The organism is Enterobacter sp. UPMP2061 (assembly GCF_053709615.1).
In genome coordinates this window covers 571,546-595,455 of the sequence record NZ_JBSKJP010000002.1, presented here as the reverse complement: position 1 = coordinate 595,455, position 23,910 = coordinate 571,546, and the positions used below count along the sequence as shown (strand labels likewise).

Annotated in this window: 19 protein-coding genes; 10 read left to right on the top strand and 9 right to left on the bottom strand. The window is 56.6% G+C overall.

Annotated elements, in window-relative coordinates:
• The first annotated feature begins 45 nt into the window (after positions 1 to 45).
• Positions 46 to 960, top strand: coding sequence for a drug/metabolite exporter YedA (yedA, locus tag ACWKXX_RS08285; RefSeq protein WP_015572432.1), 915 nt, complete (start codon positions 46 to 48; stop codon positions 958 to 960).
• Here yedA and ACWKXX_RS08280 read toward each other — a convergent pair.
• From ACWKXX_RS08280 to ACWKXX_RS08270, 3 genes are read right to left on the bottom strand one after another with little or no spacing between them, the layout of a single operon-like run.
• Positions 932 to 1,423, bottom strand: a complete 492-nt coding sequence (locus ACWKXX_RS08280; RefSeq protein ID WP_047063130.1) for a very short patch repair endonuclease — start codon at positions 1,421 to 1,423, stop codon at positions 932 to 934. The two genes, yedA and ACWKXX_RS08280, sit on opposite strands and share 29 nt — an antisense overlap.
• Entirely contained in the window at positions 1,404 to 2,837 is a 1,434-nt protein-coding gene (locus ACWKXX_RS08275; RefSeq protein ID WP_261666165.1) for a DNA cytosine methyltransferase, read from the bottom strand. Before ACWKXX_RS08275 ends, ACWKXX_RS08280 begins: the two co-directional genes overlap by 20 nt.
• Positions 2,838 to 2,880: 43 nt before the next feature.
• A complete protein-coding gene (locus ACWKXX_RS08270; protein ID WP_261666507.1) occupies positions 2,881 to 3,582 on the bottom strand; it encodes a phosphohydrolase in 702 nt (233 codons plus the stop codon).
• Positions 3,583 to 3,866: 284 nt separating this feature from the next.
• Here ACWKXX_RS08270 and ompC point away from each other — a divergent pair, with 284 nt between their 5' ends.
• Positions 3,867 to 5,033 (top strand): porin OmpC, encoded by a 1,167-nt coding sequence (ompC, locus tag ACWKXX_RS08265; protein ID WP_063931541.1) that lies wholly within the window; start codon positions 3,867 to 3,869, stop codon positions 5,031 to 5,033.
• Positions 5,034 to 5,088: 55 nt separating this feature from the next.
• On the opposite strand, the gene ACWKXX_RS08260 is transcribed toward ompC, so the two are convergent.
• Positions 5,089 to 5,952, bottom strand: a complete 864-nt coding sequence (locus ACWKXX_RS08260; RefSeq protein WP_059295031.1) for an N-acetylmuramic acid 6-phosphate etherase — start codon at positions 5,950 to 5,952, stop codon at positions 5,089 to 5,091.
• Positions 5,953 to 6,105: 153 nt separating this feature from the next.
• Between ACWKXX_RS08260 and ACWKXX_RS08255 the strand changes: the two genes are divergently transcribed.
• Both ACWKXX_RS08255 and dcuR read left to right on the top strand, forming a co-directional pair.
• The gene (locus tag ACWKXX_RS08255; protein ID WP_017383330.1) at positions 6,106 to 7,722 is read left to right on the top strand and encodes a sensor histidine kinase; all 1,617 of its coding nucleotides are present in this window, start codon (positions 6,106 to 6,108) and stop codon (positions 7,720 to 7,722) included.
• A complete protein-coding gene (gene dcuR, locus ACWKXX_RS08250; protein WP_003859556.1) occupies positions 7,719 to 8,438 on the top strand; it encodes a two-component system response regulator DcuR in 720 nt (239 codons plus the stop codon). The genes ACWKXX_RS08255 and dcuR overlap by 4 nt, the downstream gene beginning before the upstream one ends.
• Here dcuR and ACWKXX_RS08245 read toward each other — a convergent pair.
• Together ACWKXX_RS08245 and ACWKXX_RS08240 are read right to left on the bottom strand one after the other, a co-directional pair.
• Complete coding sequence (locus tag ACWKXX_RS08245; protein WP_261666164.1) at positions 8,419 to 9,381, bottom strand: FAD:protein FMN transferase; 963 nt, start codon at positions 9,379 to 9,381, stop codon at positions 8,419 to 8,421. The two genes, dcuR and ACWKXX_RS08245, sit on opposite strands and share 20 nt — an antisense overlap.
• Positions 9,382 to 9,439: 58 nt before the next feature.
• Positions 9,440 to 12,220, bottom strand: coding sequence for a flavocytochrome c (locus ACWKXX_RS08240; RefSeq protein WP_163371726.1), 2,781 nt, complete (start codon positions 12,218 to 12,220; stop codon positions 9,440 to 9,442).
• Between the two features lie 608 nt (positions 12,221 to 12,828).
• On the opposite strand from ACWKXX_RS08240, the gene ACWKXX_RS08235 reads away from it, so the two are divergent.
• Both ACWKXX_RS08235 and fumA read left to right on the top strand, forming a co-directional pair.
• Positions 12,829 to 14,337 (top strand): anion permease, encoded by a 1,509-nt coding sequence (locus ACWKXX_RS08235; RefSeq protein ID WP_261666163.1) that lies wholly within the window; start codon positions 12,829 to 12,831, stop codon positions 14,335 to 14,337.
• A 55-nt stretch (positions 14,338 to 14,392) separates the two neighbouring features.
• On the top strand, positions 14,393 to 16,042 hold the full coding sequence (fumA, locus tag ACWKXX_RS08230) for a class I fumarate hydratase FumA (RefSeq protein WP_032648818.1): 1,650 nt from the start codon (positions 14,393 to 14,395) through the stop codon (positions 16,040 to 16,042).
• Here fumA and ACWKXX_RS08225 read toward each other — a convergent pair.
• Positions 16,031 to 16,936, bottom strand: coding sequence for a LysR family transcriptional regulator (locus tag ACWKXX_RS08225; protein WP_062938725.1), 906 nt, complete (start codon positions 16,934 to 16,936; stop codon positions 16,031 to 16,033). The genes fumA and ACWKXX_RS08225 overlap by 12 nt on opposite strands.
• A gap of 95 nt (positions 16,937 to 17,031) precedes the next feature.
• Here ACWKXX_RS08225 and ACWKXX_RS08220 point away from each other — a divergent pair, with 95 nt between their 5' ends.
• From ACWKXX_RS08220 to ACWKXX_RS08210, 3 genes are all read left to right on the top strand, one after another.
• The gene (locus ACWKXX_RS08220) at positions 17,032 to 18,327 is read left to right on the top strand and encodes a serine hydrolase domain-containing protein (protein ID WP_261666162.1); all 1,296 of its coding nucleotides are present in this window, start codon (positions 17,032 to 17,034) and stop codon (positions 18,325 to 18,327) included.
• 260 nt (positions 18,328 to 18,587) lie between these two features.
• Positions 18,588 to 19,889, top strand: a complete 1,302-nt coding sequence (gene tcuC, locus ACWKXX_RS08215; protein WP_017693129.1) for an MFS transporter — start codon at positions 18,588 to 18,590, stop codon at positions 19,887 to 19,889.
• A gap of 6 nt (positions 19,890 to 19,895) precedes the next feature.
• A complete protein-coding gene (locus ACWKXX_RS08210) occupies positions 19,896 to 20,684 on the top strand; it encodes a substrate-binding domain-containing protein (protein ID WP_261666161.1) in 789 nt (262 codons plus the stop codon).
• Here the strand turns inward: ACWKXX_RS08210 and ACWKXX_RS08205 are convergent.
• Positions 20,656 to 21,558: a LysR family transcriptional regulator gene (locus ACWKXX_RS08205; protein WP_003859540.1), complete on the bottom strand. Its 903-nt coding sequence runs from the start codon at positions 21,556 to 21,558 to the stop codon at positions 20,656 to 20,658. The two genes, ACWKXX_RS08210 and ACWKXX_RS08205, sit on opposite strands and share 29 nt — an antisense overlap.
• A 266-nt stretch (positions 21,559 to 21,824) precedes the next feature.
• Between ACWKXX_RS08205 and mtfA the strand changes: the two genes are divergently transcribed.
• Positions 21,825 to 22,622 (top strand): DgsA anti-repressor MtfA, encoded by a 798-nt coding sequence (gene mtfA / locus ACWKXX_RS08200; protein WP_003859539.1) that lies wholly within the window; start codon positions 21,825 to 21,827, stop codon positions 22,620 to 22,622.
• Here the strand turns inward: mtfA and ACWKXX_RS08195 are convergent.
• Positions 22,619 to 23,827, bottom strand: a complete 1,209-nt coding sequence (locus tag ACWKXX_RS08195) for an MFS transporter (protein ID WP_015572420.1) — start codon at positions 23,825 to 23,827, stop codon at positions 22,619 to 22,621. The genes mtfA and ACWKXX_RS08195 overlap by 4 nt on opposite strands.
• Positions 23,828 to 23,910 lie beyond the last annotated feature (83 nt).

Here is a 23,910-nt window from a genome sequence, read left to right as displayed (position 1 = left end):
TTGGCGTTAACTATGAGCGAACTTTTTATTTCGTCGTGAGGGACTATGCGTTTCCGGCATTTATTACCGCTCATTGGAGCACTCTTTTCCCTGTATATCATCTGGGGGTCCACCTATTTTGTCATTCGTATAGGCGTGGAAAGCTGGCCCCCGCTGATGATGGCCGGTATTCGTTTCCTTACGGCCGGCGTGCTGCTGATGGCGTTTTTATTGCTGCGCGGCCACAGACTACCGCCGCGGCGTCCCCTGCTTAACGCCGCCCTGATTGGCCTGCTGCTGCTGGCGGTGGGCAATGGCGCGGTAACCGTCGCCGAACACCAGAACGTGCCGTCGGGCATCGCCGCAGTGGTCGTCGCAACCGTGCCGCTGTTTACGCTCTGCTTTAGTCGCCTCTTCGGGATCCGCACCCGTAAGCTCGAATGGCTGGGCATCGCGATTGGGCTTGTGGGTATCATCCTGCTGAACAGCGGCGGTAACCTGAGCGGGAACCCCTGGGCTGCCGTTCTGATCATGATCGGCTCCATGAGCTGGGCCTTCGGCTCGGTCTACGGTTCACGCATCGAGCTGCCCTCCGGGATGATGGCAGGTGCGATTGAGATGCTCGCGGCGGGCATTGTGCTGCTGATGGCCTCCGCGTTGACGGGTGAAAAACTGACGGCGATGCCAGACCTTTCAGGTTTCCTGGCCGTCGGGTATCTGGCGCTGTTTGGCTCCATTATCGCCATCAACGCCTATATGTACCTGATTCGCAACGTCTCACCAGCGGTTGCCACCAGCTACGCCTACGTTAACCCGGTGGTTGCCGTGCTGCTGGGTACCGGTTTTGCGGGCGAAGTGCTGTCGACGATTGAATGGCTGGCGCTGGGTGTGATTGTCTTTGCCGTGGTACTGGTCACGCTGGGTAAATATTTGCTGCCCGCGAAACCGATTGTCACGAGGTGTGAGGTGGAGAAACCGTGATCGGGTGAATGCCCTGGGTATCGATCTGCGCGGCCTGACCGCCGCCGCAGATCCACTCTTCCAGCCGCTCCGTCAGTTCCAAGTCATTCAGCTTCATTCTTCCACGCAGCGCGCACTCCCAGACAATCAGCACCCGCCAGCCCTGAGCGTAAAGCTGAGAAACATCGCGTTTATCACGCTCGACGTTTCTGCCAATCTTCTCCAGCCAGAAGTCGGTGCGTGTCGCCGGGACTTTAAACAGATAGCAGTCGTGATGATGCCAGAAACAGCCGTGGGTAAAGATGATGCACTGGTACGCGTCGATGACGAAATCAGGACGCCCGGCAAGCGTGGCATCCTGAACCCTGAATTCAAACCCGACGGCGGTCAGGAGGCCCGCGATCCGTTTTTCAATCGCGGTATCACGCGTGCCGATGGCACGCATGTTTTTACTGCGCGTGGCCTTATTGTGAACGTCCGCCATCGACGGCCTCGCTCTGACGAAGCTGAACGGCCTTGCTGATGCGTGAGGCCAGCAGTTTAGCTACCGCGGCAAAGGCTGGCACCACCACCGAGTTGCCAAACTGACGATAGGCCTGGGTATCTGATACCGGGATGCGAAAACTGTAGCCCTGCGGCGTCTCAAAGCCCATTAAGCGGGCGCACTCGCGCGGCGTTAAGCGCCGCGGTCGGTGCTGTTGGTTCTGGGGATCGTCAAAATCTTTTTCGCCCAGCGCCTTATCCCAGCCGCGATCGATAAGAATTTCCGCACCATCTTTGTAATAGCGCGCCGACAGCGTACGCGTCACGCTGTCAGGATTAAGCGGATTGACCATGCCAAACCCAAAGCCATTGCCTTTGGCCTGATGCTTTTTGGCATAGCGATAGAGGTATTTCCACAGCACCGGGGTCAGAATGAATTTCGCATCGACGGCGGGCTCCAGCAGATCGGCCACCGTCGGGCGGCGCGCCGGATACAGCGAGGGCAAATCACGCAGCGTAAAATCGCCTTTCAGATTGAGATCGCGGCGGAAGCCCACCAGCACGATGCGTTCGCGGTGCTGCGGCAGGAAGTGTTTGCCGTCGATAATTTTCGGATCATCCGGCCCCATGTCCTCTGCATCCGCCACGTCATAACCCAGTTCATCCAGCGTTTGCATGATAATGCGGAAGGTTTTGCCGCCGTCATGACTCTTTAAATTCTTGACGTTCTCCAGCACAAAAATTGCCGGGCGGCGGGCATCAATGATCCGGGCAACATCAAAGAACAGTGTGCCCTGCGTATCGCAGGCAAAGCCGTGTGCGCGTCCCAGCGCGTTCTTCTTCGACACGCCAGCCAGCGAGAACGGCTGACACGGAAAGCCCGCCAGCAGCACATCGTGCGCCGGAATGGTATTGCGAATGTGTTCGGCGGCCTCTTCATCGCTGACGCCGGTTTTGTGGCTCAGCGTGACATCCCGAATATCCGCGTTGAACTGGTGCGCGTCGGGACCGCAATACCAGTTGGCTTTATAGGTACGGACGGCATGTTTGTTCCATTCACTGGTGAATACACACTGCCCGCCAATAGCTTCAAAGCCATGGCGAATGCCGCCGATACCGGCAAAGAGATCGATAAAGCGAAAGGCATAATTTGGATGCGCAGCAGGCGGACGCGGCAGCAAATTTTGCAGATAGCGGAACTCACCATCGCTCAGGCGGTGACCTGCCCTGTCGCTTATCAGCAGCCGCTTGAGTATCGCCGGGCTCCAGTGGCTCTCGCCATGGGCCACCAGCTGGTTTGCCAGCGTTTTAGCATCATACATTTCCAGCAGCTGACGCAGGAGTGCCTGCACGGCTGCCGTTGATTTCTCAACCCGCTCAGGCGCGGGCACTGTCACTGATCGATTTTCCTGCATTCTCTTAACCGGACAATAAAGACAGAAAACAGAGTACCACAGTTCAGGATCGCACACTGCGACGGAAATGGGTCAATATCTGGCTGTCGGTTCCGAGGTAATCGCCCTGTAATTCGGCACTCAGCTTCGCCATAAACTGGATCAGAAAATCGGCATTGTGACGCGCAAGTTCGCGCCCCCGCGCGGTTTGCATGGTGTCAGGCAGGCGCAGGAGTTTGGTCTGAAAGTGGTCGAGCGCGAAGGCTTTATCATCCAGCGCTCGTGTTCCGGCGAACGGGTCGTTGGCATCAAACAGCGCGGCGCCCAGCGCAACGGAGACGGCAAAGACGCGCGCCAGGCCGATAGCGCCTAACGCCTCCAGCCGGTCGGCATCCTGCACAATTTTGGCCTCCAGGCTTTGCGGCGCGATACCGGCACTGAAGCTGTGCGCTTCAATAGCATGCTCAACGGCTGCATAACGATCCGGCGGAAAATCAGGAAAGTCGCGACTGAGGATCTCGCGCGTTTTTCGCGCTGCCAGCCGCGAGGAGTGGCTACGTTCCGGGTGATTTTTCGGCAGGCTGACAATGTCATGGAAGTAGCATGCGGTCAGCACAACCAGCGGATCGCTATCCTCGTCAGCCATAATACCCTGCGCCGTCATCCAGACGCGGTGAAAATGGGCGATATCGTGCGCCGCATCATCAGTAAAATGATTTTCGTCGAGCCAGCGCTCAAAACGGTGTTGCCACTGCGCAAGTTCCATCATCCTGTCCTGTTGCTCAAAAGTGAGTGAATTATAATACACCCGAATTAAAATCCTTTATAAATAGAATTACGAAATACTTAATAATAATTACCCGCTATATTTTCAATGAATTAATTCATATGAAAAATAAAGAGATAAAAAGAAATATTTTGTAATATTTTCACCACTTTAATTACATTTATTTTTGAACCTAAATAATAATCCATAGAATAGTATCAGCCATGTAGTTACGGAGGGTAATTACATATATTCATACAATTTATATTTAAAGGGAATATATAATGAAAAGAAAAGTTCTGGCAATTCTCGTACCCGCGTTATTAATGGCTGGCGCAGTAAATGCGGCGGAAATGTATAACAAGAATGGCAACAAAGTTGACCTGTACGGTAAGGTTGATGCGCGTCATACCTTCTCCGACAACCCAGGCGACGACGGCGATGAAACCTATGTACAGGTGGGTTTCAAAGGCGAAACGCAGATCACGAACGACCTGACAGGTTATGGCCAGTGGGAATATAAAACCTACGCTAACGACACCGAAGGCGCAGGGGATAAATCTTTCAACCGTCTGGCATTCGCTGGCCTGAAATATGGCGACTACGGCTCATTTGATTACGGCCGTAATTACGGCGTCGTGTATGACGTTGAAGCCTGGACCGATATGCTGCCGGTATTTGGTGGAGATTCTTACACCTGGACGGATAACTATATGGTTGGCCGTACTAACGGTGTGGCGACCTACCGTAACAATGATTTCTTTGGTCTGGTCGACGGCCTGAACTTTGCGCTGCAATACCAGGGTAATAATGAAGGTGGCAACGCAAACGAAAATCAGGAAGGCACCAAAAACGGCCATGATGATGTTCGTTTCCAGAACGGCGACGGCTTCGGTATGTCTACCACCTATGACTTCGATTTCGGCCTAACGCTGGGTGCGGCTTATTCTTCCTCTGACCGTACTAACGACCAGGTCGCTTACGGCGCTGGCACCTATAACCGCTTCAGCAAATATGCTGGCGGTGAACGTGCGGAAGCGTGGACAATCGGTGCTAAATACGATGCTAATGATGTCTACCTGGCCATGATGTATGCGGAAACCCGTAACATGACTCCGTACGGCAACGATGGCATCGCCAACAAAACACAGAACTTTGAAGCCGTAGCGCAGTACCAGTTTGACTTCGGTCTGCGTCCATCCCTGGCGTGGGTCTATTCTAAAGGCATCGATTTGGGCGGTAACGATTATCACCCAGGCAATGGCTATGACTATGTAGACCAGGATCTGGTTAACTACATCGACGTGGGCATGACCTACAGCTTCAACAAAAACTTCTCCACCTACGTTGATTATAAAATCAACCTGCTGGACGAAGATGATGCCTTCTACAATGACAACGGTATTGCTACCGATGACATCGTTGGCGTAGGCATGACCTACCAGTTCTAATCCCCATCAATATTAAAGCCCGCGATGCGGGCTTTTTTTATTTGACGCTGAAATGTTATGGCGCTTCCTGCAAGGCCAGGCGAACAAACCCGTTATTCTGCGCCAGCAATTCGTGCGCTTTCCAGGCATCCAGCCCTGTCAGCACCATCAGTACCGCCGTTTTGCACTGGTGGTTGCAGCTTTCCAGCGCGGCCTTCGCCTGAGCCCGGCTACATCCCCCCGCTTCCATCACAATGGCAATTTGTCGTTCGGCCCATCTGGTATTGCTTGCCTCCAGATCAACGCGCAGGTTGCTGTACACCCGTCCGGAACGTACCGCCAGACCGGTGGTGATCATATGCAGGATCATGCTTTGCGCAATGCCTGCTTTAGCGTTGGTATACCCGGCCACCACATCCGCGCCCAGTTCGGGGGCAATGACCATGCTCGCCAGCTGCGCCGCTTCACTTTGCGCATCCTCCGTAATGATCGCAACCGTTGAGCCCAGAGACCACGCATGACGCATCGCGCCCCATACCCATGGGGTTTTGCCGCTGACTGACAGCGCCAGCATCATGTCATGCTCGCCAAATTCTATCGTCTGAAGGTCGGCAACGCCGCGCGCGTAGCTACCGGCGTGATCGCCTGCTGTCATCGCAATGACGGGATGTTTTCCCGGCGCAAACCCTTCTGCCGCCTGTTCAGCCACGCGTCCGGACGCGCCCGCGCCGGTCAGTACCAGACGTCCGCCGTGGCTAAGCGTCGCCGCCGCGTTATCCACCACGCGGGCCAGCATACTTAAGTGAGGGGTAAGTGCAGAAGAGATTTGCGCGTCATCCTGGTGTATGACGTTAAGCATATCCAGCGTCGATAATCTGTCGATGTTCGTGGTGCTGGCGTGCCGTCTTTCCCTGGCCGTACCGGTAAGCATAATGCTCATAAACTGCCTCCTTATTATGAGTACCCTCACACTATAAAGTGTTTTATATAGGTCACCTGAGAGGAGGCTCACGAAACGCCTCTCTTTACATGGCTTTATGAAACGCCCGTCATCAGCGATAATTAGCCCTTTCTTTTTCATCGCGGAGTGTTAATGAGCGATTTGCAGCCCTTCCCCCCGACGCGCAAGCGCCCTATGAAGCTGAATACGCTGGTTACGCTGATGGTGTGCGCCATTATCGGCTCGGTGCTGCTGGTGGTTTTCGCGCTTTACTCTGTGCAGATCACCCGCGCCACGCGCGATGACGTGAAAGATACCGCGCTGGGTATCGCCCGGACGCTGGCCGACAGCCCGGAAATCAAGCGTGGCCTGATGGAATCGCCGCAGGCTGGCATCATCCAGCCGATTGCCGAGGCGGTGACGAAGCGCAACGACCTGCTGTTTACCGTGGTCACCGACCTGCGTGGGATCCGCTATTCCCATCCAAACGAAGCGCTGTTAGGTTTGCATTTTATTGGCGACGATCTGACCCCCGCCCTGGAAGGGAAAGAGAATGTCTCCGTTAACCGCGGCGCGCTCGCAGAAGCGCTGCGCGTCTTTACGCCCGTGTATGACGACCAGCACGACCAGATCGGCGTGGTGGTGGTGGGTATTTCGCTGAATAAAGTTGAAGATCAGATTGCCCGCGGACGGCTCAACGCCGTGTGGACCATCTTATTCAGCGTTCTGATGAGCTCAGTGGCGATATGGGGTCTGGTCCGGGTACTGAAACGTATCCTCTTCGGGCTGGAGCCGTACGAGATCTCCGCCCTCTTTGAGCAGCGCCAGGCCATGTTGCAGTCCCTGCGCGAAGGCGTGATGGCCGTGGATATGCACGGGCGCGTGACGATGATTAACCACACCGCCAGAGAAATTTTACTCCTGACCTCGGGCCAGCATTCCGAAAGCAGCAGTGAACCGCTGCTGGCCAGCCTGCGCGAAGTGTCAAAAACCGGCATTGCCCGTCAGGATCAGGAGATCGGCTGTAACGGGCGGCTGCTGCTGTGCAACATGGTCCCCGTGAAAAGCCAGAATCAGGTGATCGGGGCGATCAGCACGTTCCGCGATAAGACCGAAATCAGCCAGTTAATGCAGCGTATTGATGGCATGGTCAGCTACGTTGATGCCCTGCGCTCCCATACGCATGAGTTTATGAACAAGCTGCACGTGATCCTCGGCCTGCTGCACATGAAGCGCTACGATAAGCTGGAGGAGTACATCATCCAGACCGCGCAGAATTATCAGACGGATATCGGCGCAATACAGCGCAAAGTTAAATCGCCGGTCATTGCGGGCTTCCTGCTGGGTAAAATTAACCGCGCTAAAGAGGCCGGAGTGACCCTGACGCTGGCGGAGGAGAGTCAGCTTCCTGACACCGCCAATGAAGAGCAGGTTGCGGTGCTGATCACCGTGCTGGGCAATTTAATCGAAAATGCCCTGGATGCGATGGAAGGCCAGCCGGAAGGCGAGATCGGCCTGCTGCTGCACTATCAGAACGGCTGGCTGAGCGGTGAGGTCAGCGATGACGGTCCCGGCATTGATCCCGAGCGGCTGGAGGCTATTTTTACAAAGGGCTACTCAACAAAAGGTGAAAACCGCGGCGTTGGGCTGTTCCTTGCGCGTCAGCAGATCCAGAATCTGGGCGGAGATATTACCGTCGAGTCGGAGCCTGGCGTATTTACCCAATTTTTTGTTCAGATCCCCTGGGATAGCGAGAGGAATATCGCGTGATAAATGTGTTAATTGTCGATGATGACGCCATGGTAGCCGACCTCAACCGTCTGTATGTTAACCGCGTTGAGGGTTTTAGCTGCTGCGGCGTCGCTTCCACGCTCAACCAGGCCGAGGCGTTGATCGCCAACCCAGGCCAGCCGATCGATCTGGTGCTGCTGGATGTCTATATGCAGCAGGATAACGGGCTGGATCTGCTGCCCATCATCCGCGCTTCGGGCCGCCCGATTGATGTCATCATGATCTCGTCGGCCTCCGACGCCGCAACGATCCAGACCTCAATGCACTATGGCGTGGTGGATTACCTGATTAAACCGTTCCAGTTCCCGCGTTTTGAAGAGGCGCTGAACGGCTGGAAGGCAAAGCGCAGCCTGATGGGATCGCATCAGTATTATGAACAGGCCGACGTCGACAGGCTGATCCACGGCGGCGCGCCGGAGCTGGCCGACAGCAAAAAATTACCGAAAGGCCTGACGCCGCAGACGCTGCGCACCATTTGCCAGTGGATCGACAGCCATCCGGAGATAGAATTTTCCACCGACGATCTGGCGAATGCGGTCAACATTTCCCGCGTCTCCTGCCGCAAATACCTGATCTGGCTGGCGCAAATTAATATCCTGTTCACCAGCATTCACTACGGCGCTACCGGCCGGCCGGTTTATCGCTACCGTTTGCAGCCGGAACAGGTCGGCCTACTCAAACAGTACTGCCAGTAATTCGGTGGCTGTCGTCCAGAAGGGTAAAACGGAAGTGGTGCATCGAGGAGATCACCACTTCTTTTGTTTTGGTGACAAAGATGGCTTCAATATCGGGGCGCGAACGCAGCGCGGCGCAGCCCTTTTCCACGCCCATGCCGTAGATCAGCGTGGTCCAGATATCGCCGTCGAGGGAGTCTGGCGAAATAATCGTCACGCTGTCCAGTTCGTTATCCAGCGGGTAGCCGGTGCGTGGGTCAAGTATGTGGTGATAACGTTTGCCGTTCAGCTCGAAGTAGCGCTCATAGGTGCCTGACGTCACCACCGACCGGTTTTCGACCGTCATGGCGCCAATCAGCGCGTCACCGGCGAACGGTTTTTTCAGGCCGACGCGCCAGCCGCCCTCCGGCGAGCCTAACGTCTGGACGTTGCCGCCAAGGTTGATCAGCCCAAGTTCAACGCCCTCTTTATGCAGGTAATCCCGCACCCTGTCGGCGATATAGCCTTTAGCAATGGCCCCCAGATCGATCTCCATTCCCTGGCGAGTAAGGAACACGCTGCTGTTGGCTTCATCCAGCACCACGTCCGCAGGATGCGTGATGCCCAGCAAGGCGGCGATCTCGTCCGCGGGCGGTACAGCGTCCCCCTTAAAGCCAATTTTCCAGCGCTTCACCAGCGGGCCGATCGCCAGGTTAAAGGCGCTGTCTTTAAGCAGGCTGGCCGCTTTCGCGCAGCGGATCAGCTCGAACACCGGGCGACTGACGGCAACCGGATGCTGACCGGCCGCATGGTTGATGTCCATTACCTGGGAGTGCGCTCGGTTAACGGTAAGCAGATCTTCGTACTGTTTGATCAGGCGAAACACGCGGGAGGCAAGCGCTTCGTCATGGGAAAAGAGTTTCAGGAGGATGGGCGATCCCATCAGAACGGCGGAGTAGCTGTAAACGCGATGGCTATCAGGCATTGCATGAGTCCTCAGATGTAGCCCCGGCAGGCACCGCGCCGCCGGGGAAACAGGAGCCTTACCGTGTTTTCGAACGCATAGCCGCCTGATGTCCTGCAAGCGTACCAAAAATAATGATATCTGCCACCGCGTTACCGCCGATACGGTTACCGCCGTGGATGCCCCCGACAACCTCACCCGCAGCAAACGCTCCCGGCAATACGTTGTGGTTGCTGTCCAGCACGCAGGTTTCTGTGTTAATGGTCACGCCGCCCATGGTGTGGTGAACGCCCGGTGCAATCTGAATGGCGTAGAACGGCCCTTCGTTGATTGGCGCACGCAGCGCGGTGGTGCGACCGAAATCATCGTCGTGCTGTTTCTCCACAAAGCCGTTGTAGCGTTCCAGCGTTGCCAGGAACTGGTGGTGATCCATCCCCAGCGCTTCCGCCAGGGCTTTTGGCGAGCTGGCGCTGGTAACAAACCCTTTTGCGATGTACTCATCCGCGGCTTTGTTTTTGGCGCGAACATGCTCGTCAAAGACGATGTAAGCGTATTTCTCCGGCAGCGCGATGATCTGCGCCGAGACTTTGTCGCGGGTCGACATTTCGTTATAGAAGCGGTTGCCCTGCTGGTTTACCAGAATCGCCCCGCCGCCGCGGATGGATTCGGAAATCAGATACGACGTTTTCTGCTCAACGGTTGGGTGGATCTGAATTTCGCCCATATCCACGGTGCCCGCACCGATACGCTCCAGCAGCGCGATACCGCCTCCGGTCGCCCCTTTGTGGTTGGTGGTAACAAACCCTGCCAGATCCGGACGGTATTTCACCACCATCTGGCTGTTGGCGCTGAAGCCGCCCGTTGCCACAATCACGCTTTTAGTTGCCACGGTGAGGGTTTCGTTCTCTTCGGTGGTCAGACGCACGCCGGTCACTTCGCCATTTTCGAAAATGATGTCGCTCACGGAGGTATCCAGCATCACCTCGATGTTGCGCTTGTTGACGTTACGCACCAGGCCGCTGATCAGATACCCGCCCACTGCGGAACCGTCTTTCGGACGGTGCGTACGGTCGATGCTCATCCCGCCGGTGGTGGTAATGTCGTTCAGCATAATGCCGCGCGTGGCCAGCCATTCGATGGCCTGCGGCGCGTTCTCGACAAAGCGACGCAGCAGTTCAGGGTCGTTCTTGTTGCCACCGCCTTTCAGACTTTCCTGGTAGAACAGCTCTTTGCTGTCCTGAATACCTTTCACGCGCTGGAAGCGGGTCTCCGCCGCGTTCATCCCGGCCGAGGCTTTAATGGTGTTCCCGCCGATGGTGGGCATTTTCTCGACGATCAGCACGCTCGCGCCTTCGTCATGCGCCTGAATCGCCGCCGCCAGACCGGCGCCGCCGCTGCCGACCACCACCACATCCACGCTTTTAGTCTCATTCGGGTCAGCGCCCTCTTCCGCCGCCAGCGCTTTGCTGGATTTCAGCATCGCCTTCGAGACCGCTTTTTTCACCGCCTCGCTCTGGCTGGTCGCGCCCGTAATCGCGTCCACGTGCGGGGTGTTGGCATCCAGAATACGGGTACGGATCTCTTCGAAGCTGGTGACAAACTCGACGTCTTCACTCGGGCCGGAGGCCAGTTCGATATCGGCGATGCGGTCGGTTTCGAGGCTGACGTTAATCACCAGCTCGTTAGCATCGTCCTGCACTTTTTCAATAAAGGTGCCCGGTTTGAATTTAGATTCGCCCATGCTCATGTCGCGGATCATCGCTTCCACCAGCGAGAAGCGCCACAGCGGTTCCGGGATGCTCAGTTCTTCGCGTCGGGTACTGTCCATAAACAGCTCCAGGCTTTCGCCCGCCGCGATGCGATCGGTCCAGTTCGGATAGGCGATGGTGGCGCGGCCAACGGCAATCAGGTCGTAACCGTGATCCAGCGCTTCATTCACATCCGTGGCATTCACCACGCCGCCAACGCCCATTACCGGTACCTGCGCCAGCGTGTCAGAGCGCATGGCGCAGTATTTTTCGATAAGTGGCGTCGGGTCCTGAGTATCGACGATAGAAGGACGCAGGGCGGCGCCAAGGGAGAAGTGGAGATAATCTACCCCGCGCGCGGCCAGTTTTTCCAGCAGATACAGGGTGTCTTCGAAGCGAATGCCCGGGACTTCAAGCTCTTCCGGAGAGAAACGGTAGCCAATGATAAACGCGTCGTCCGCGTACTGGCGCACCATCTTGTGGGTAATGTCCAGCACCGCCAGCGGGAATTTCGCGCGGTTTTCGCGGCTGCCGCCCCACTCGTCGTCGCGCTGGTTAGAGTTCGGGGAGAAGAACTGCTGGATCAGATAGGTATTCGCCCCGTGGATTTCGACGCCGTCGAACCCGGCCTGAATTGCGCGGCGCACGGCTTCGCCGAACTTGCCGATCATGCCTTCCACCTCTTCCGCGGTCAGGGCAACCGGCGTGGCGGCACCGTCACGCGGCGCGGCAACGGCGCTTGGGCCAACCGGCGTGCGGCCCCCAATCAGTTTTGGGTCGACCATGCGGCCGCCGTGGTAGATTTGCAGCAGGGCTTTGGAGCCTTTGGACTTGATAGCGTCAGCGATTTTTGCCAGCCCGGCGATTTTCTCGTCGTTATCAATACCAATTGCGCCCGGGAACGCCAGGCCGAGATCGTCAACAAAACAGCACTCAACGATGATGGTGCCGATGCTGCCCGCGCGGGCGCGGTAGTACTCCACCAGCTCGCTGGTCACGGTGCCATCGTAATAACCGGTACAGGTTGTCATCGGGGCCATTAACAAACGGTTTTTCAGTTCAGTACCATTCGGTAATGTGAAGGGGCTTAAAATACGTTCGTTAGTGCTCATAATAGAAACTCCAAACTTTAAAAATTAAGAATTCGTTATCGGGATGATTTTTTATTTCGTGTTTTTTGCCGATGTCATGATAGTAATATAAAGCTTTTTTTAGTTTCTAAAGTCATTACGTTAGTTAATAAACTATTTAATCCCTTCGATAACATTAATAACACATTGGTGTTAGCGGGAATGTTTCACTCGTTCACAAGAATTTAAAAAAAGTTAAATTATAAAAGGTCAAACCAATACACCAAATCTAGCAAAAAACCCTATAAAACAACGATAAACAAAAGCACCAGAATTTAAATGTTATAGTTTTGATACATAAAATGCGTAAAATTAGCGAATAACCACACTACTCAGAGTGGTTATTATAAAAAATATAAAAATAGCCATTCAGTTCCGTTTTTTTGATCGCGATCAATAGTTATGGCATTCAAAAGAGCAATATAAAAACATCATCATTTTTTATTTAGCGCAAACCAAAATGCGTTAAATCGCTATTAGTGAAAACACAAATCCGCACCTTAAATAACTAAAAAAAGCAAAAAGGATATTTCAATCGAATTTGTGTTTTCGCCGGGCGACGAATTTTTGACAACTTAAGACGTGAAACTATGAATACAAAAACTGCTGTAACGCCTCCTGCGGCGAATCTGGCATCAAATGGAACAGCAAAACGACTGCTGATGATGGCTTTGCCCGTCATTGTTGCCGTCCTGCTGTTGTTTGTCCCCGTTCCGGAAGGGCTGCCGCCTTATGCGTGGCACTACTTCGCCATCTTTGTCGGCGTCATCGTCGGGTTAATTTTCGAACCGCTGCCGGGCGCCGTGATCGGTCTTACCGGCGTCGTGGCGATTGCGCTGTGCAGCCAATGGGTACTCTTTAGCCCGGGACAGCTGGCTGACCCAAAATTCAAGCTGGCGGGCGCCTCCTTTAAATGGGCGGTCAGCGGGTTTGGTAACTCCACCGTCTGGCTGATTTTCGGTGCCTTTATGTTCGCCGCAGGCTACGACAAAACCCGCTTCGGCCGCCGTCTGGCGCTGATTCTGGTGAAGTACCTGGGCCGTCGCAGCCTCACGCTCGGTTACGCCATTACGTTTGCGGATCTGCTGCTGGCCCCGTTCACCCCGTCCAACACCGCGCGCAGCGGCGGGACCATCTACCCGATCATCGCCAACCTGCCGCCGCTGTACGGTTCAAAACCCAATGACCCAAGCGCGCGCAAAATCGGTTCGTATCTGATGTGGGTAGCCATCACCGCGGCCTGTATCACCAGCTCGATGTTCCTTTCCGCTCTGGCACCTAACCTGCTGGCGCTGGCGCTGGTAAAAAGCACGGTTGGAATTGATATCTCCTGGGGGACCTGGTTCCTCGCCTTCCTGCCGCTGGGCATCCTGCTGATCCTGACCATGCCGCTACTGGCTTACTGGTTCTACCCGCCGGAAGTGAAGGTAAACAACGAAGTACCGCTGTGGGCGACCCGTGAACTGGAAAAACTGGGCAAACTGTCGCGCAATGAGATCCTGCTGCTGGTGTTCGTGTGCTGTGCGCTGCTGATGTGGATCTTCGCCGCGGCGTGGATTGAACCGGCCATGGCTGCCCTGCTCATCGTTGGCCTGATGCTGTGGACCGGCGTGCTGGAGTGGAACGATATCACCGGTAACAAAGCCGCGTGGAATACCTTCGTCTGGTTCGCCACCCTGGTGGCGCTGGCGGATGGCCTCTCCTCCACCGGTTTTATCAGCTGGCTGGGTAAAGAAGGCGGCCTGCTGATGAGCGGTATCTCTCCGGGTGTTGCCACCATCGTGCTGCTGCTGGCGTTCTACCTGCTGCACTACCTGTTCGCCAGCACCACCGCGCACACCACGGCGCTGCTGCCTGCGATGCTGACCATCGCCTCCACCATTCCGGGCATGAATATGGAAGTGTTCGTTCTGCTGATGGTGACCTCGCTGGGCGTGATGGGGATCATCACCCCCTATGGTACCGGTCCAAGCCCGATTTACTACGGTAGCGGCTACCTGCCAACCAAAGACTACTGGCGCCTCGGCACCATCTTCGGCGCCATCTTCCTGGCAGCTCTGCTGCTGATTGGCTACCCGTGGATGTCCATGATGTTCTGATTCCTGACCGCCGGGCTAACCCTCCGGCGGTTTTATTTTTATGGAGCAATACGCTATGTCGAACAAACCCTTTTTCTACCAGAACCCCTTCCCCCTCGCGCATGACGACACCGAATATTATCTGCTGACCAAAGAGCACGTTTCCGTTGCCGAGTTCGACGGTCAGGAAGTGCTGAAAGTCGAGCCAGAGGCGTTGACCCTGCTGGCACAGCAGGCCTTCCACGACGCGGCATTTATGCTGCGCACCTCTCACCAGAAGCAGGTTGCGGCTATTCTGAGCGACCCGGAAGCCAGCGAGAACGATAAGTACGTTGCCCTGCAATTCCTGCGCAACTCCGAGATTGCGGCGAAAGGCGTGCTGCCCACCTGTCAGGATACCGGTACGGCAATCATTATGGGTAAGAAAGGCCAGCGCGTCTGGACCGGCGGCGGAGACGAAGCGGCGCTGAGTCAGGGCGTGTATAACACCTATATTGAAGACAACCTGCGCTACTCGCAGAATGCGGCGCTGGATATGTATAAAGAGGTGAACACCGGCACCAACCTGCCCGCGCAGATCGACCTCTACAGCGTTGATGGTGACGAGTATAAATTCCTGTGCATGGCGAAAGGCGGCGGTTCCGCCAACAAAACTTATCTGTATCAGGAAACCAAAGCGCTGATCACCCCGGCGAAGCTGAAAAATTATCTGGTTGAGAAGATGCGAACTCTGGGTACCGCGGCCTGCCCGCCTTACCATATCGCCTTCGTTATCGGCGGCACCTCAGCGGAAGCCACGCTGAAAACCGTCAAGCTCGCCTCTGCGCGCTACTACGATGGCCTGCCAACCGAAGGCAACGCGCACGGCCAGGCGTTCCGCGACGTCCAGCTTGAGCAGGAACTGCTTCAGGAAGCGCAAAACCTCGGCCTTGGCGCGCAGTTCGGCGGGAAATACTTCGCGCACGATATTCGCGTGATCCGTCTGCCGCGCCACGGTGCCTCCTGCCCAATCGGCATGGGCGTCTCCTGCTCCGCTGACCGCAACATCAAGGCGAAGATTAACCGCGAGGGGATCTGGATTGAGAAGCTGGAGCACAATCCGGGCCAGTATATTCCTGAATCCCTGCGCCAGCAGGGAGAAGGCGACGTGGTAAGCATTGATCTGAACAAGCCGATGCCCGACATTCTGGCGCAGCTTTCCTCGCACCCGGTATCCACCCGCCTGTCGCTGAGCGGCACCATCATCGTGGCGCGCGATATCGCCCACGCGAAGCTGAAAGAGCTGCTCGACAACGGGGAAGAACTGCCGCAGTACGTTAAAGATCACCCGATTTACTACGCAGGCCCGGCCAAAACGCCAGAAGGTTACGCGTCTGGCTCACTCGGCCCGACCACTGCGGGACGTATGGACTCCTATGTGGACTTACTGCAATCCCACGGCGCGAGCATGATCATGCTGGCGAAAGGTAACCGCAGCCAGCAGGTCACCGACGCCTGCCATAAGCACGGCGGCTTCTACCTCGGCAGCATCGGCGGCCCGGCGGCGGTGCTGGCGCAAAACAGCATCAAGAGCCTGGAGTGCGTGGCGTATCCTGAACTGGGAATGGAAGCCATCTGGAAAATTGAAGTGGAGAACTTCCCGGCGTTTATCCTGGTGGATGACAAAGGCAACGACTTCTTCCAGCAGATCCAGAATAAACAGTGCAAAGGGTGCTCACAGCGCTGAACGTTTCCATAACGCCGGAAGCAGCGACAGCGTATCGTTGATCAACCCGCGCTTGTCGCTGCCCGGCTTCCAGATAGTGACCATCGTCTGGCTTATCCCCTGGCTGCCCACTTCGGTGGGCAGCCTTTTTACATTTTTCCACTGCGTTGCCTGAAGATGGGTCGGCAAAAACCCCCAGCCGCAGCCCTGTTCCAGCAGGCTGCGCAGCATCTCCAGTTCGTTAGTGAAAAGCGTGTGCCCTGAAATTTGCAGGCGACGGGCAACCGGCTCGTCTGACGCGGGATGCATAATCACCTGTGGCACCAGAGAGAGATCGAGCAGCGACACCGGCGACGCAACCTCCGCAAAAAGCGCCGTTGCGGCGTAAAAATCCATTTCGATCGCCCCCAGCGCCCGCCACTCCATCTCATTGCCCACGCTGCGGTTGCGCGCCTGGCAGATCCCCAGATCGGCCTGACCGTTTGCCAGCATCGCTTCCGCCTCATCGCGCGATGCGCTGGTCAGGCTCAGGCGGATCTTTTTCGTCGCCAGTGTGGCAATCAGCGCCTGTAAAAAAGCTCTGGGGGTGAACGGATCGTAAGCGAGGGCAATGTCCTGCGTCGCGCTGTCCGGTACCGATCTGGCAAACGCCTCAAACGCTTTGACCTGGCGCATCAGCAGGTGCGCCTGCCGCTGAAGCTGCTCCCCCTCCGGCGTCAGGCGCAGGCTGCGCCCCTCCCGCAGGAACAGAGCATAGCCCAGCCCATCCTCAAGGAAATCGATCAGATCCCGCAGGGTAGTACGATCTTTGCCGAGTTTACTGGCCGCCTTCATCAGGCTGCCGTGTTCAGCGACGGCAGTGAACGCCTCAAGCTGGGCAAAGGAATAGATCAGTGATGCCACGCCATTCTCCACGCAATTTTTACGGGGGATTTTCCCCCATAACGCGTTTTTTATTATAGGCCGCAGGTTCTTAAACTGAAGTCCTTCCTGAGCCAAACGAGATAAATATGAAAATCAAAACAAACCGCACGCTGCTCGCGGCGCTGGTTGTCAGCAGCCTGCTTTCGCCCGCCGTTATGGCGGCCTGCAACGGTACCGACCTCACCACCTGTCCGGCGCCTTTCGATGCCAGACTCCCGGACGCGCATACCATGCTCACCTGGAACCAGGCCGATCGCGTGGTGGGCTTTCGCAATGACTACCGCAACTACGCAGGGGATGTGTTCCGCCACGGCAACGCTACGCCGCTGCCGCCCGCAGAAAAACCGCTCACCGATGCCCGCTATCAGGTGAAGGGTAAGAGTTACACTCTTCAGGATTACCTGAAACGCCAGAACGTCAGCGGCATGCTGGTGCTGAAAAACGGCAAAGTGGCCTATAAATACCTGGGTGAAGGCAATACCGACTCAACGCTCTGGACGTCGCGTTCCGTGGGCAAATCGGTGGTCTCCGCGCTGGTGGGTGCTGCAATTAAAGAAGGGAAAATCCACTCCCTGGACGACCTTGTCACCCAATACGAACCTGATTTAAAAGGCACCGCCTGGGAGGGCGTAACGCTAAAACAGCTCATCACCCACACCTCTGGCGTGGCGTGGAACGAAGATTACACCAACCCGCGATCTGACTTCGCCCGGCTTACCGAATGCGAAGCGAAGCCGGGCACCTACAACTGCGTGCGCACCCTGGTGAAGGGGTTACACCGTGAACACCCGGCGGGCGAAAACTGGTCCTATTCCTCGGGTGGCGCCTGGCTGTTAGGCGATGTGCTTGAGCGCGCCACCGGCATGACGCTCGCGGTGTATCTGGAGAAGACCATCTGGCAGCCGTACGGCATGGCGAGCGACGGCGTGTGGCATGCCTACAGCAAAGGCCAGCACGACGTGGGTGCGCATGGGTTCAACGCCACGCTGGAAGACTGGGGGCGTTTCGGGGAGTTTATCCTGCATAACGGTACGCTGCCGGACGGGAAGCAGATCCTCCCCGAGGGCTGGGTGAAACAGTCCTCAGCCTGGACACAGGCCAAAGGATCGGTGTCCGACGCGCATCCGAAGGGGTTATACGGCTACCAGTGGTGGAACAACGAAGTACCAGCCACCGCCACACACGTGGAGCCGAAAGTCGAAAATTCGCTGAAGGATTCCCTGTGGGCGCTGGGTATATTTGGTCAGATGATCATGGTTAATCAGAAAGAAAATCTGGTTATCGTCCAGTGGTCCACCTGGCCGCAGGCAGAGCCGTCATTCAGCGCCCAGCCGCTGGAAGCGTCGCTGATGTTTAGCGCGATTGCGAACGCGCTGCGCTGATAATCCCAAGCCAGGCCCCGCCTGGCTTCTCACCTGCGCGATGTCACAAAACTGATATATCAGCAACTTAGCGAAATCGAGTAAATAAAAGATCATCGAAATGTTAAGTTATTGTTGAGTATGTAAATACTGGTCAATGCATTGTCATTAATGCACCATACGCATCAGTCCATGCGCTATTTGCGCTTATTAATTTCCACTTCCTGATCCAGTTTTCAGAAACAGACGAGCATAACGTCACTATAAAACTGGAGATAATCATGGTTTCCTCAACCTCACCTGCAACGCTTCGTGCCAAAGCGGGCGCGATTTTCCGCGTCACGTCGGGCAACTTTCTTGAGCAATTCGACTTCTTTCTGTTCGGCTTTTATGCCACCTACATCGCCCATACTTTTTTTCCGGCAAGCAGTGAATTTGCGTCCCTGATGATGACCTTCGCCGTCTTTGGCGCGGGCTTCCTGATGCGTCCGATCGGGGCCATTGTGCTGGGGGCTTACATTGATAAAGTGGGTCGCCGTAAAGGGCTGATCGTCACCCTGTCAATTATGGCCGCCGGAACCTTCCTGATCGTGCTGATCCCTTCTTACCAGAGCATTGGCCTGTGGGCGCCGCTGCTGGTGCTGACCGGCCGCCTGTTGCAGGGTTTTTCGGCAGGCGCCGAGCTGGGCGGGGTTTCGGTTTATCTGGCGGAGATCGCCACGCCGGGCCGCAAGGGTTTCTACACCAGCTGGCAGTCGGGTAGCCAGCAGGTCGCCATTATGATCGCGGCGGCGATGGGCTTCGCCCTGAATGTGGTGCTGGAAGAGAGTGCCATTCGCGAATGGGGGTGGCGTATTCCGTTCCTGTTTGGCTGTCTGATTGTGCCGTTTATCTTTTTCCTGCGCCGCAAGCTCGAAGAGACCGAGGAATTCAGCGCCCGTCGCCACCATCTGGCAATGCGTCAGGTCTTCACAACGCTGCTCGCCAACTGGCCGGTAGTCGTCGCGGGCATGCTGATGGTGGCGATGACCACCACCGCGTTTTACCTGATTACCGTTTACGCGCCGACCTTCGGTAAAAAAGTCTTGATGCTTAGCGCGTCGGACAGTCTTCTGGTCACGCTGTTGGTGGCGGTGTCCAACTTCATCTGGCTGCCGGTGGGCGGCGCGCTGTCGGATCGCTTCGGGCGTAAACCGGTGCTGATCGCCATGACGCTGCTGGCGCTGGCGACCAGCTATCCGGCACTGACGATGCTGGCCGCAGCCCCGAGCTTCTCAATGATGCTGACCGTGCTGCTGTGGCTCTCTTTCCTCTATGGCCTGTATAACGGCGCGATGATCCCGGCCCTGACGGAGATCATGCCAGCAGAGGTGCGCGTGGCGGGCTTCTCACTGGCTTACAGCCTGGCAACGGCGGTCTTTGGCGGTTTCACGCCGGTGATTTCGACTGCCTTAATTGAGTACACCGGCGACAAAGCCTCTCCGGGCTACTGGATGAGCTTTGCCGCCGTTTGCGCCCTGCTGGCAACGCTTTATCTCTATCGTCGTCGCACGTTAATCCTGCAAACTGCCGTTAAGGAGTGATCCCTCATGCTTACATTCAGAACGGTGATTGCCGCCCTGACCTTCGCCACCCTCAGCGCGGGCGCGCTTGCGCAGGATGTGACGGTGATGATTTCTGGCGGCTTCAAAGCGGCGCTGGAGAAGCTGACGCCGCAGTACGAAGCGCAAAGCGGCGACAGGCTCATTGTGATCTCCGGCCCGTCGATGGGCAAAACGCCGCAGGCCATTCCGGCCCGGCTCGCCCGGGGCGAAAAAGCGGACGTGGTGATTATGGTGGGCGATGCGCTGGCGAAACTGGAACAGGATCGCAGGACCGCGCCAGGCTCCCGCGTGGAGCTGGCGGATTCGCCCGTCGGGATGGTCGTCAAAGCGGGCGCGCCGATGCCGGATATCAGTACGGTGCCTGCCCTGCGGCAAACGCTGCTGAAGGCGCATTCCATGGCTTATTCCGACAGCGCCAGCGGCCGGTATGTAGAGAGCCAGCTGTTCCGTAAGCTGGGCATCGACGGCCAGGTCCACGATAAAGCGCACCGGGTTGAGCGCATCCCGGTGGCGTCTGAAGTGGCAAAAGGGAAATACGATCTCGGCTTTCAGCAGGTGAGCGAGCTTCTGCCGGTCCCGGGGGTGACGTTTGTGGGTAAGTTGCCTGACGACATGCAGTACATTACCCGTTTCGCCGGAGCCGTAACGCAGAAGGCTGACCATCCCGAACAGGGAAAAGCGCTGCTGGCCTTTCTCTCTTCGCCACAGGCCGCCAGCGTCATTACGGCAACGGGCTTAACGCCCGTCAGTGCACCTCGCGATACTGCTCGGTAATCAGCGTTTCGAGTTCGGCAGCAATATAGGACTGGATCCGCCCGCGGCGGCGGATCAGCCCCACGGTTCGCCTGACCTCAGGCTCGGTTAAAGGTACCGACGTCAGCAGCGAATGCTCTGCGCGGGGCATTGACATGGCGGGAACGGCCGCAATGCCGATCCCGGCTTCAACCATCCCCAGCATGGTCGTCACGTGCCGCGTTTCGCAGATGCTGGGGCGCTCAGGCCGAATATGCCCGACCCGCTGGTCGAGAAGATTGCGGTTGCCGGAGGTCTTATCCAGACCGATATAATCCTGCTGATAAAAAGCCTGCCACGTCAGGCTTTTTCTTTTTGCAAGCGGGCTGTCGCGCCGGCAGGCAGCCACGTAGACATCCTCCACCAGCGGGACAAACTCGATGTCGGGCTGCAAACTCCGGGCAAAGCAGATACCAAAATCCGCCTGTCCGCGGGTGACGGCCTCGATAACATTTCCGGCGCTGCTGTCGATCAGTTTTATGCGCACGCGGGGGTAACGGGACTGAAAGCGGCGGATAACATCCGGCATAAAGTAACAGGCGGCGGACGGCACCGTCGCCACGGTGATTAGCCCCGTACGCTCCTCGCTGGCCTTATCGATATCCGAAAGCATGGACTCCACATCAGCAAGCAGCTGTCCGCATCGGTCGGCAAAGGTCTGTCCATACAGGGTCAGCGTGACGCGCCGGGTGGTTCTGTCGAACAGTTTTGTCCCCAGTGCCGCCTCCAGCTTTTCAATTCTGCGACTCAACGCCGACTGGGAAAGGCAGATAGACTCCGCCGCAAGACGGAAATTGCCATATTCCAGTAAAGCGCGGAAGGCATAGAGATCGTTGAGGTCAAAATTGACGGGCATACTGACGGGATCCTTAAGCACGGTAGGGTAAGAAGAGATTTATCATAGTCGCGCACGACATACTTCACAAAATGAAGGGGATACCCCTAAAGCGCTATCAACCTGACGGCACATAGTGATAGTTTATGCGGGCTGGATTCCTCTTAAACAGGCTGCCAGTCTGCATGCAGCCGAAGAGGAGTGTCATACTGCTTAACAGAGTATGTTGGCATGCTAACAGCCCCTGACCTTTCCATTTTGTTCACGTGCGAGTAACGAGCAAAGCGATGATTAAGTGGCCCTGGAAAACGAACGACGCTGGTCGAAATATGGCGCTGCCCTGGGATGAGGCTCTGGCGATCCCCGTGCTGGCGAATCTCTTGCCTGAAGAGCAATCAAAGCTCATTCAGCTAGCCGAGCGTTTTTTACAGCAAAAACGGCTGGTACCGCTACAGGGCTTCGAACTGGATCCGCTTAAAAATTCCCGCATCGCCCTGCTCTTCTGCTTGCCGGTGCTGGAGCTGGGTATCGAATGGCTGGATGGCTTCCACGAAGTGCTGATCTACCCGGCGCCGTTTATCGTCGATGATGAGTGGGAGGATGACATCGGGCTGGTGCACAACCAGCGTATGGTGCAGTCCGGGCAAAGCTGGCAGCAAGGGCCAATCATCCTCAACTGGCTGGATATTCAGGACTCGTTCGATGCCTCGGGCTTCAACCTGATCATTCACGAAGTGGCGCATAAGCTGGATACCCGCAACGGCGATCGCGCCAGCGGCGTGCCGCTGATCCCGCTGCGTGAAGTCGCGGGATGGGAGCACGACCTGCACGCGGCGATGGAAAACATTCAGGATGAGATAGACCTGGTGGGTGAAAGCGCGGCCAGCATTGATGCCTATGCCGCGACCGATCCCGCCGAGTGTTTTGCGGTACTGTCCGAGTATTTCTTTAGCGCACCTGAGCTTTTCGCTCCGCGCTTCCCGGCGCTATGGCAGCGTTTTTGCCAGTTTTATCAGCAGGATCCGCTTCAGCGTCTGCGGCAAAGTGAGGACGCAGCCAGCACATCCTCTCATCCGTTCCACTAATGTTCAGCAGAGGTACGATCGGTCGATCGTACCCACACGCTCACCGCGAGAAACAGCAGCGCCATTCCCCATGCGGCAGTAATCAAAAACTGCTCACCGTAAAAGCGCGTCACCACGGGTACCAGCAGCGCGCTGGCACCGTACCCCAGCGTATGGCTGGTGGCGATCACCCCTGCGCCTTTGCCCGTCGTCAGCCGATCGTTGAGCAAAAGCTGGTATCCCGGCGTTGCCATGGCGGCCCCCAGCGAAGTGATGACAATTCCCACGTAGAACAGGGCTAAACTGGCGAGACACATCAGCCCAAGACCCGCCACCATCAAGACCGCGGCAATTAAGAGTAAAACTCTCGGGGTAAAATGCTGCGGGCGTACCACCAGAAACTGCGCCGCCAGGGTCGCCAGCGCGGCCAGGCTCAGCAGCAGCGCGACATGATGGCTGATTTGCACGGCATCGCCATTAAATAACGGGTGAAGATGCGGCGATAAACCAAGCTGCATCAGGCTGACCAGCGCCGCCAGCAGCAGTGCCAGCACCAGGAAAGGCAGCATGGAGGCCTGTAACCGCGTCGACTGGTGCGCCACCGGCGGCAGCGGGGGATCGGCGGCTTCGCGCAGCACCAGCAGCAGCGCGATAAACGGTGCCAGCGCCATCAGCCAGAGCGGTGCGACCGGGCTGACGCTGAGCATCAGCGCGGCCAGGGGCGGTCCCAGCAGACGCCCGCAGCTAAGGCCAGAGCTTATCGTCGCCAGCGCCGCCATCCTTTTATCCAGCCCCGCGCGTTGAATGGCCCACGTCTGGGCCGCAGGCACCAGCCCTGATACCGTCAGGCCGTACAGCATGCGCGACAGCACCAGGCCTGCCATTCCCCAGAGAGCATTCAGCGCGCCGTTCGCCATCGCCCAGACCACCAGCGCCATCACGACAAAGCTCGCCAGATAGCCGCCCAGCGAGGCCAGCATAACGATCTTACAGCCGTGCCGCTCGCTCTGGCGTCCCCACCAGGGCGATGCGGGTAAAAAGAGCATCGAGCCGAACATCAGCAGCCCGGCCCAGACGGAGAGCGACAGTCCGGTCAGGGAGACCAGCTGCGGCAGCATAACCAGCAAACCGTTTTGCCCAATACCTAATAAACCGGCGCCCAGTGCCAGGGGCCAGTTAGCTTTAGGGGTCACAACGTCAGTGAGATTCTCAGTACGGGTGCGCATAAAATTGTGAAGATAATGTCAATAAATGTGTGGAAATTATGAAGTTTATGAAAACAAATATTGCAAAAATAGTTGCCACTGTA

Coding starts and splice junctions, on each gene's coding strand:
- ACWKXX_RS08255 (WP_017383330.1), top strand. CDS start 6,106: ATGAGCGATTTGCAGCCCTTCCCCCCGACGCGCAAGCGCCCTATGAAG.
- yedA (WP_015572432.1), top strand. CDS start 46: ATGCGTTTCCGGCATTTATTACCGCTCATTGGAGCACTCTTTTCCCTG.
- mtfA (WP_003859539.1), top strand. CDS start 21,825: ATGATTAAGTGGCCCTGGAAAACGAACGACGCTGGTCGAAATATGGCG.
- ACWKXX_RS08235 (WP_261666163.1), top strand. CDS start 12,829: ATGAATACAAAAACTGCTGTAACGCCTCCTGCGGCGAATCTGGCATCA.
- ACWKXX_RS08260 (WP_059295031.1), bottom strand. CDS start 5,952: ATGAGCATTATGCTTACCGGTACGGCCAGGGAAAGACGGCACGCCAGC.
- ompC (WP_063931541.1), top strand. CDS start 3,867: ATGAAAAGAAAAGTTCTGGCAATTCTCGTACCCGCGTTATTAATGGCT.
- fumA (WP_032648818.1), top strand. CDS start 14,393: ATGTCGAACAAACCCTTTTTCTACCAGAACCCCTTCCCCCTCGCGCAT.
- ACWKXX_RS08220 (WP_261666162.1), top strand. CDS start 17,032: ATGAAAATCAAAACAAACCGCACGCTGCTCGCGGCGCTGGTTGTCAGC.
- ACWKXX_RS08275 (WP_261666165.1), bottom strand. CDS start 2,837: ATGCAGGAAAATCGATCAGTGACAGTGCCCGCGCCTGAGCGGGTTGAG.
- ACWKXX_RS08210 (WP_261666161.1), top strand. CDS start 19,896: ATGCTTACATTCAGAACGGTGATTGCCGCCCTGACCTTCGCCACCCTC.
- ACWKXX_RS08270 (WP_261666507.1), bottom strand. CDS start 3,582: ATGGAACTTGCGCAGTGGCAACACCGTTTTGAGCGCTGGCTCGACGAA.
- tcuC (WP_017693129.1), top strand. CDS start 18,588: ATGGTTTCCTCAACCTCACCTGCAACGCTTCGTGCCAAAGCGGGCGCG.
- ACWKXX_RS08280 (WP_047063130.1), bottom strand. CDS start 1,423: ATGGCGGACGTTCACAATAAGGCCACGCGCAGTAAAAACATGCGTGCC.
- ACWKXX_RS08205 (WP_003859540.1), bottom strand. CDS start 21,558: ATGCCCGTCAATTTTGACCTCAACGATCTCTATGCCTTCCGCGCTTTA.
- ACWKXX_RS08240 (WP_163371726.1), bottom strand. CDS start 12,220: ATGAGCACTAACGAACGTATTTTAAGCCCCTTCACATTACCGAATGGT.
- ACWKXX_RS08195 (WP_015572420.1), bottom strand. CDS start 23,827: ATGCGCACCCGTACTGAGAATCTCACTGACGTTGTGACCCCTAAAGCT.
- ACWKXX_RS08245 (WP_261666164.1), bottom strand. CDS start 9,381: ATGCCTGATAGCCATCGCGTTTACAGCTACTCCGCCGTTCTGATGGGA.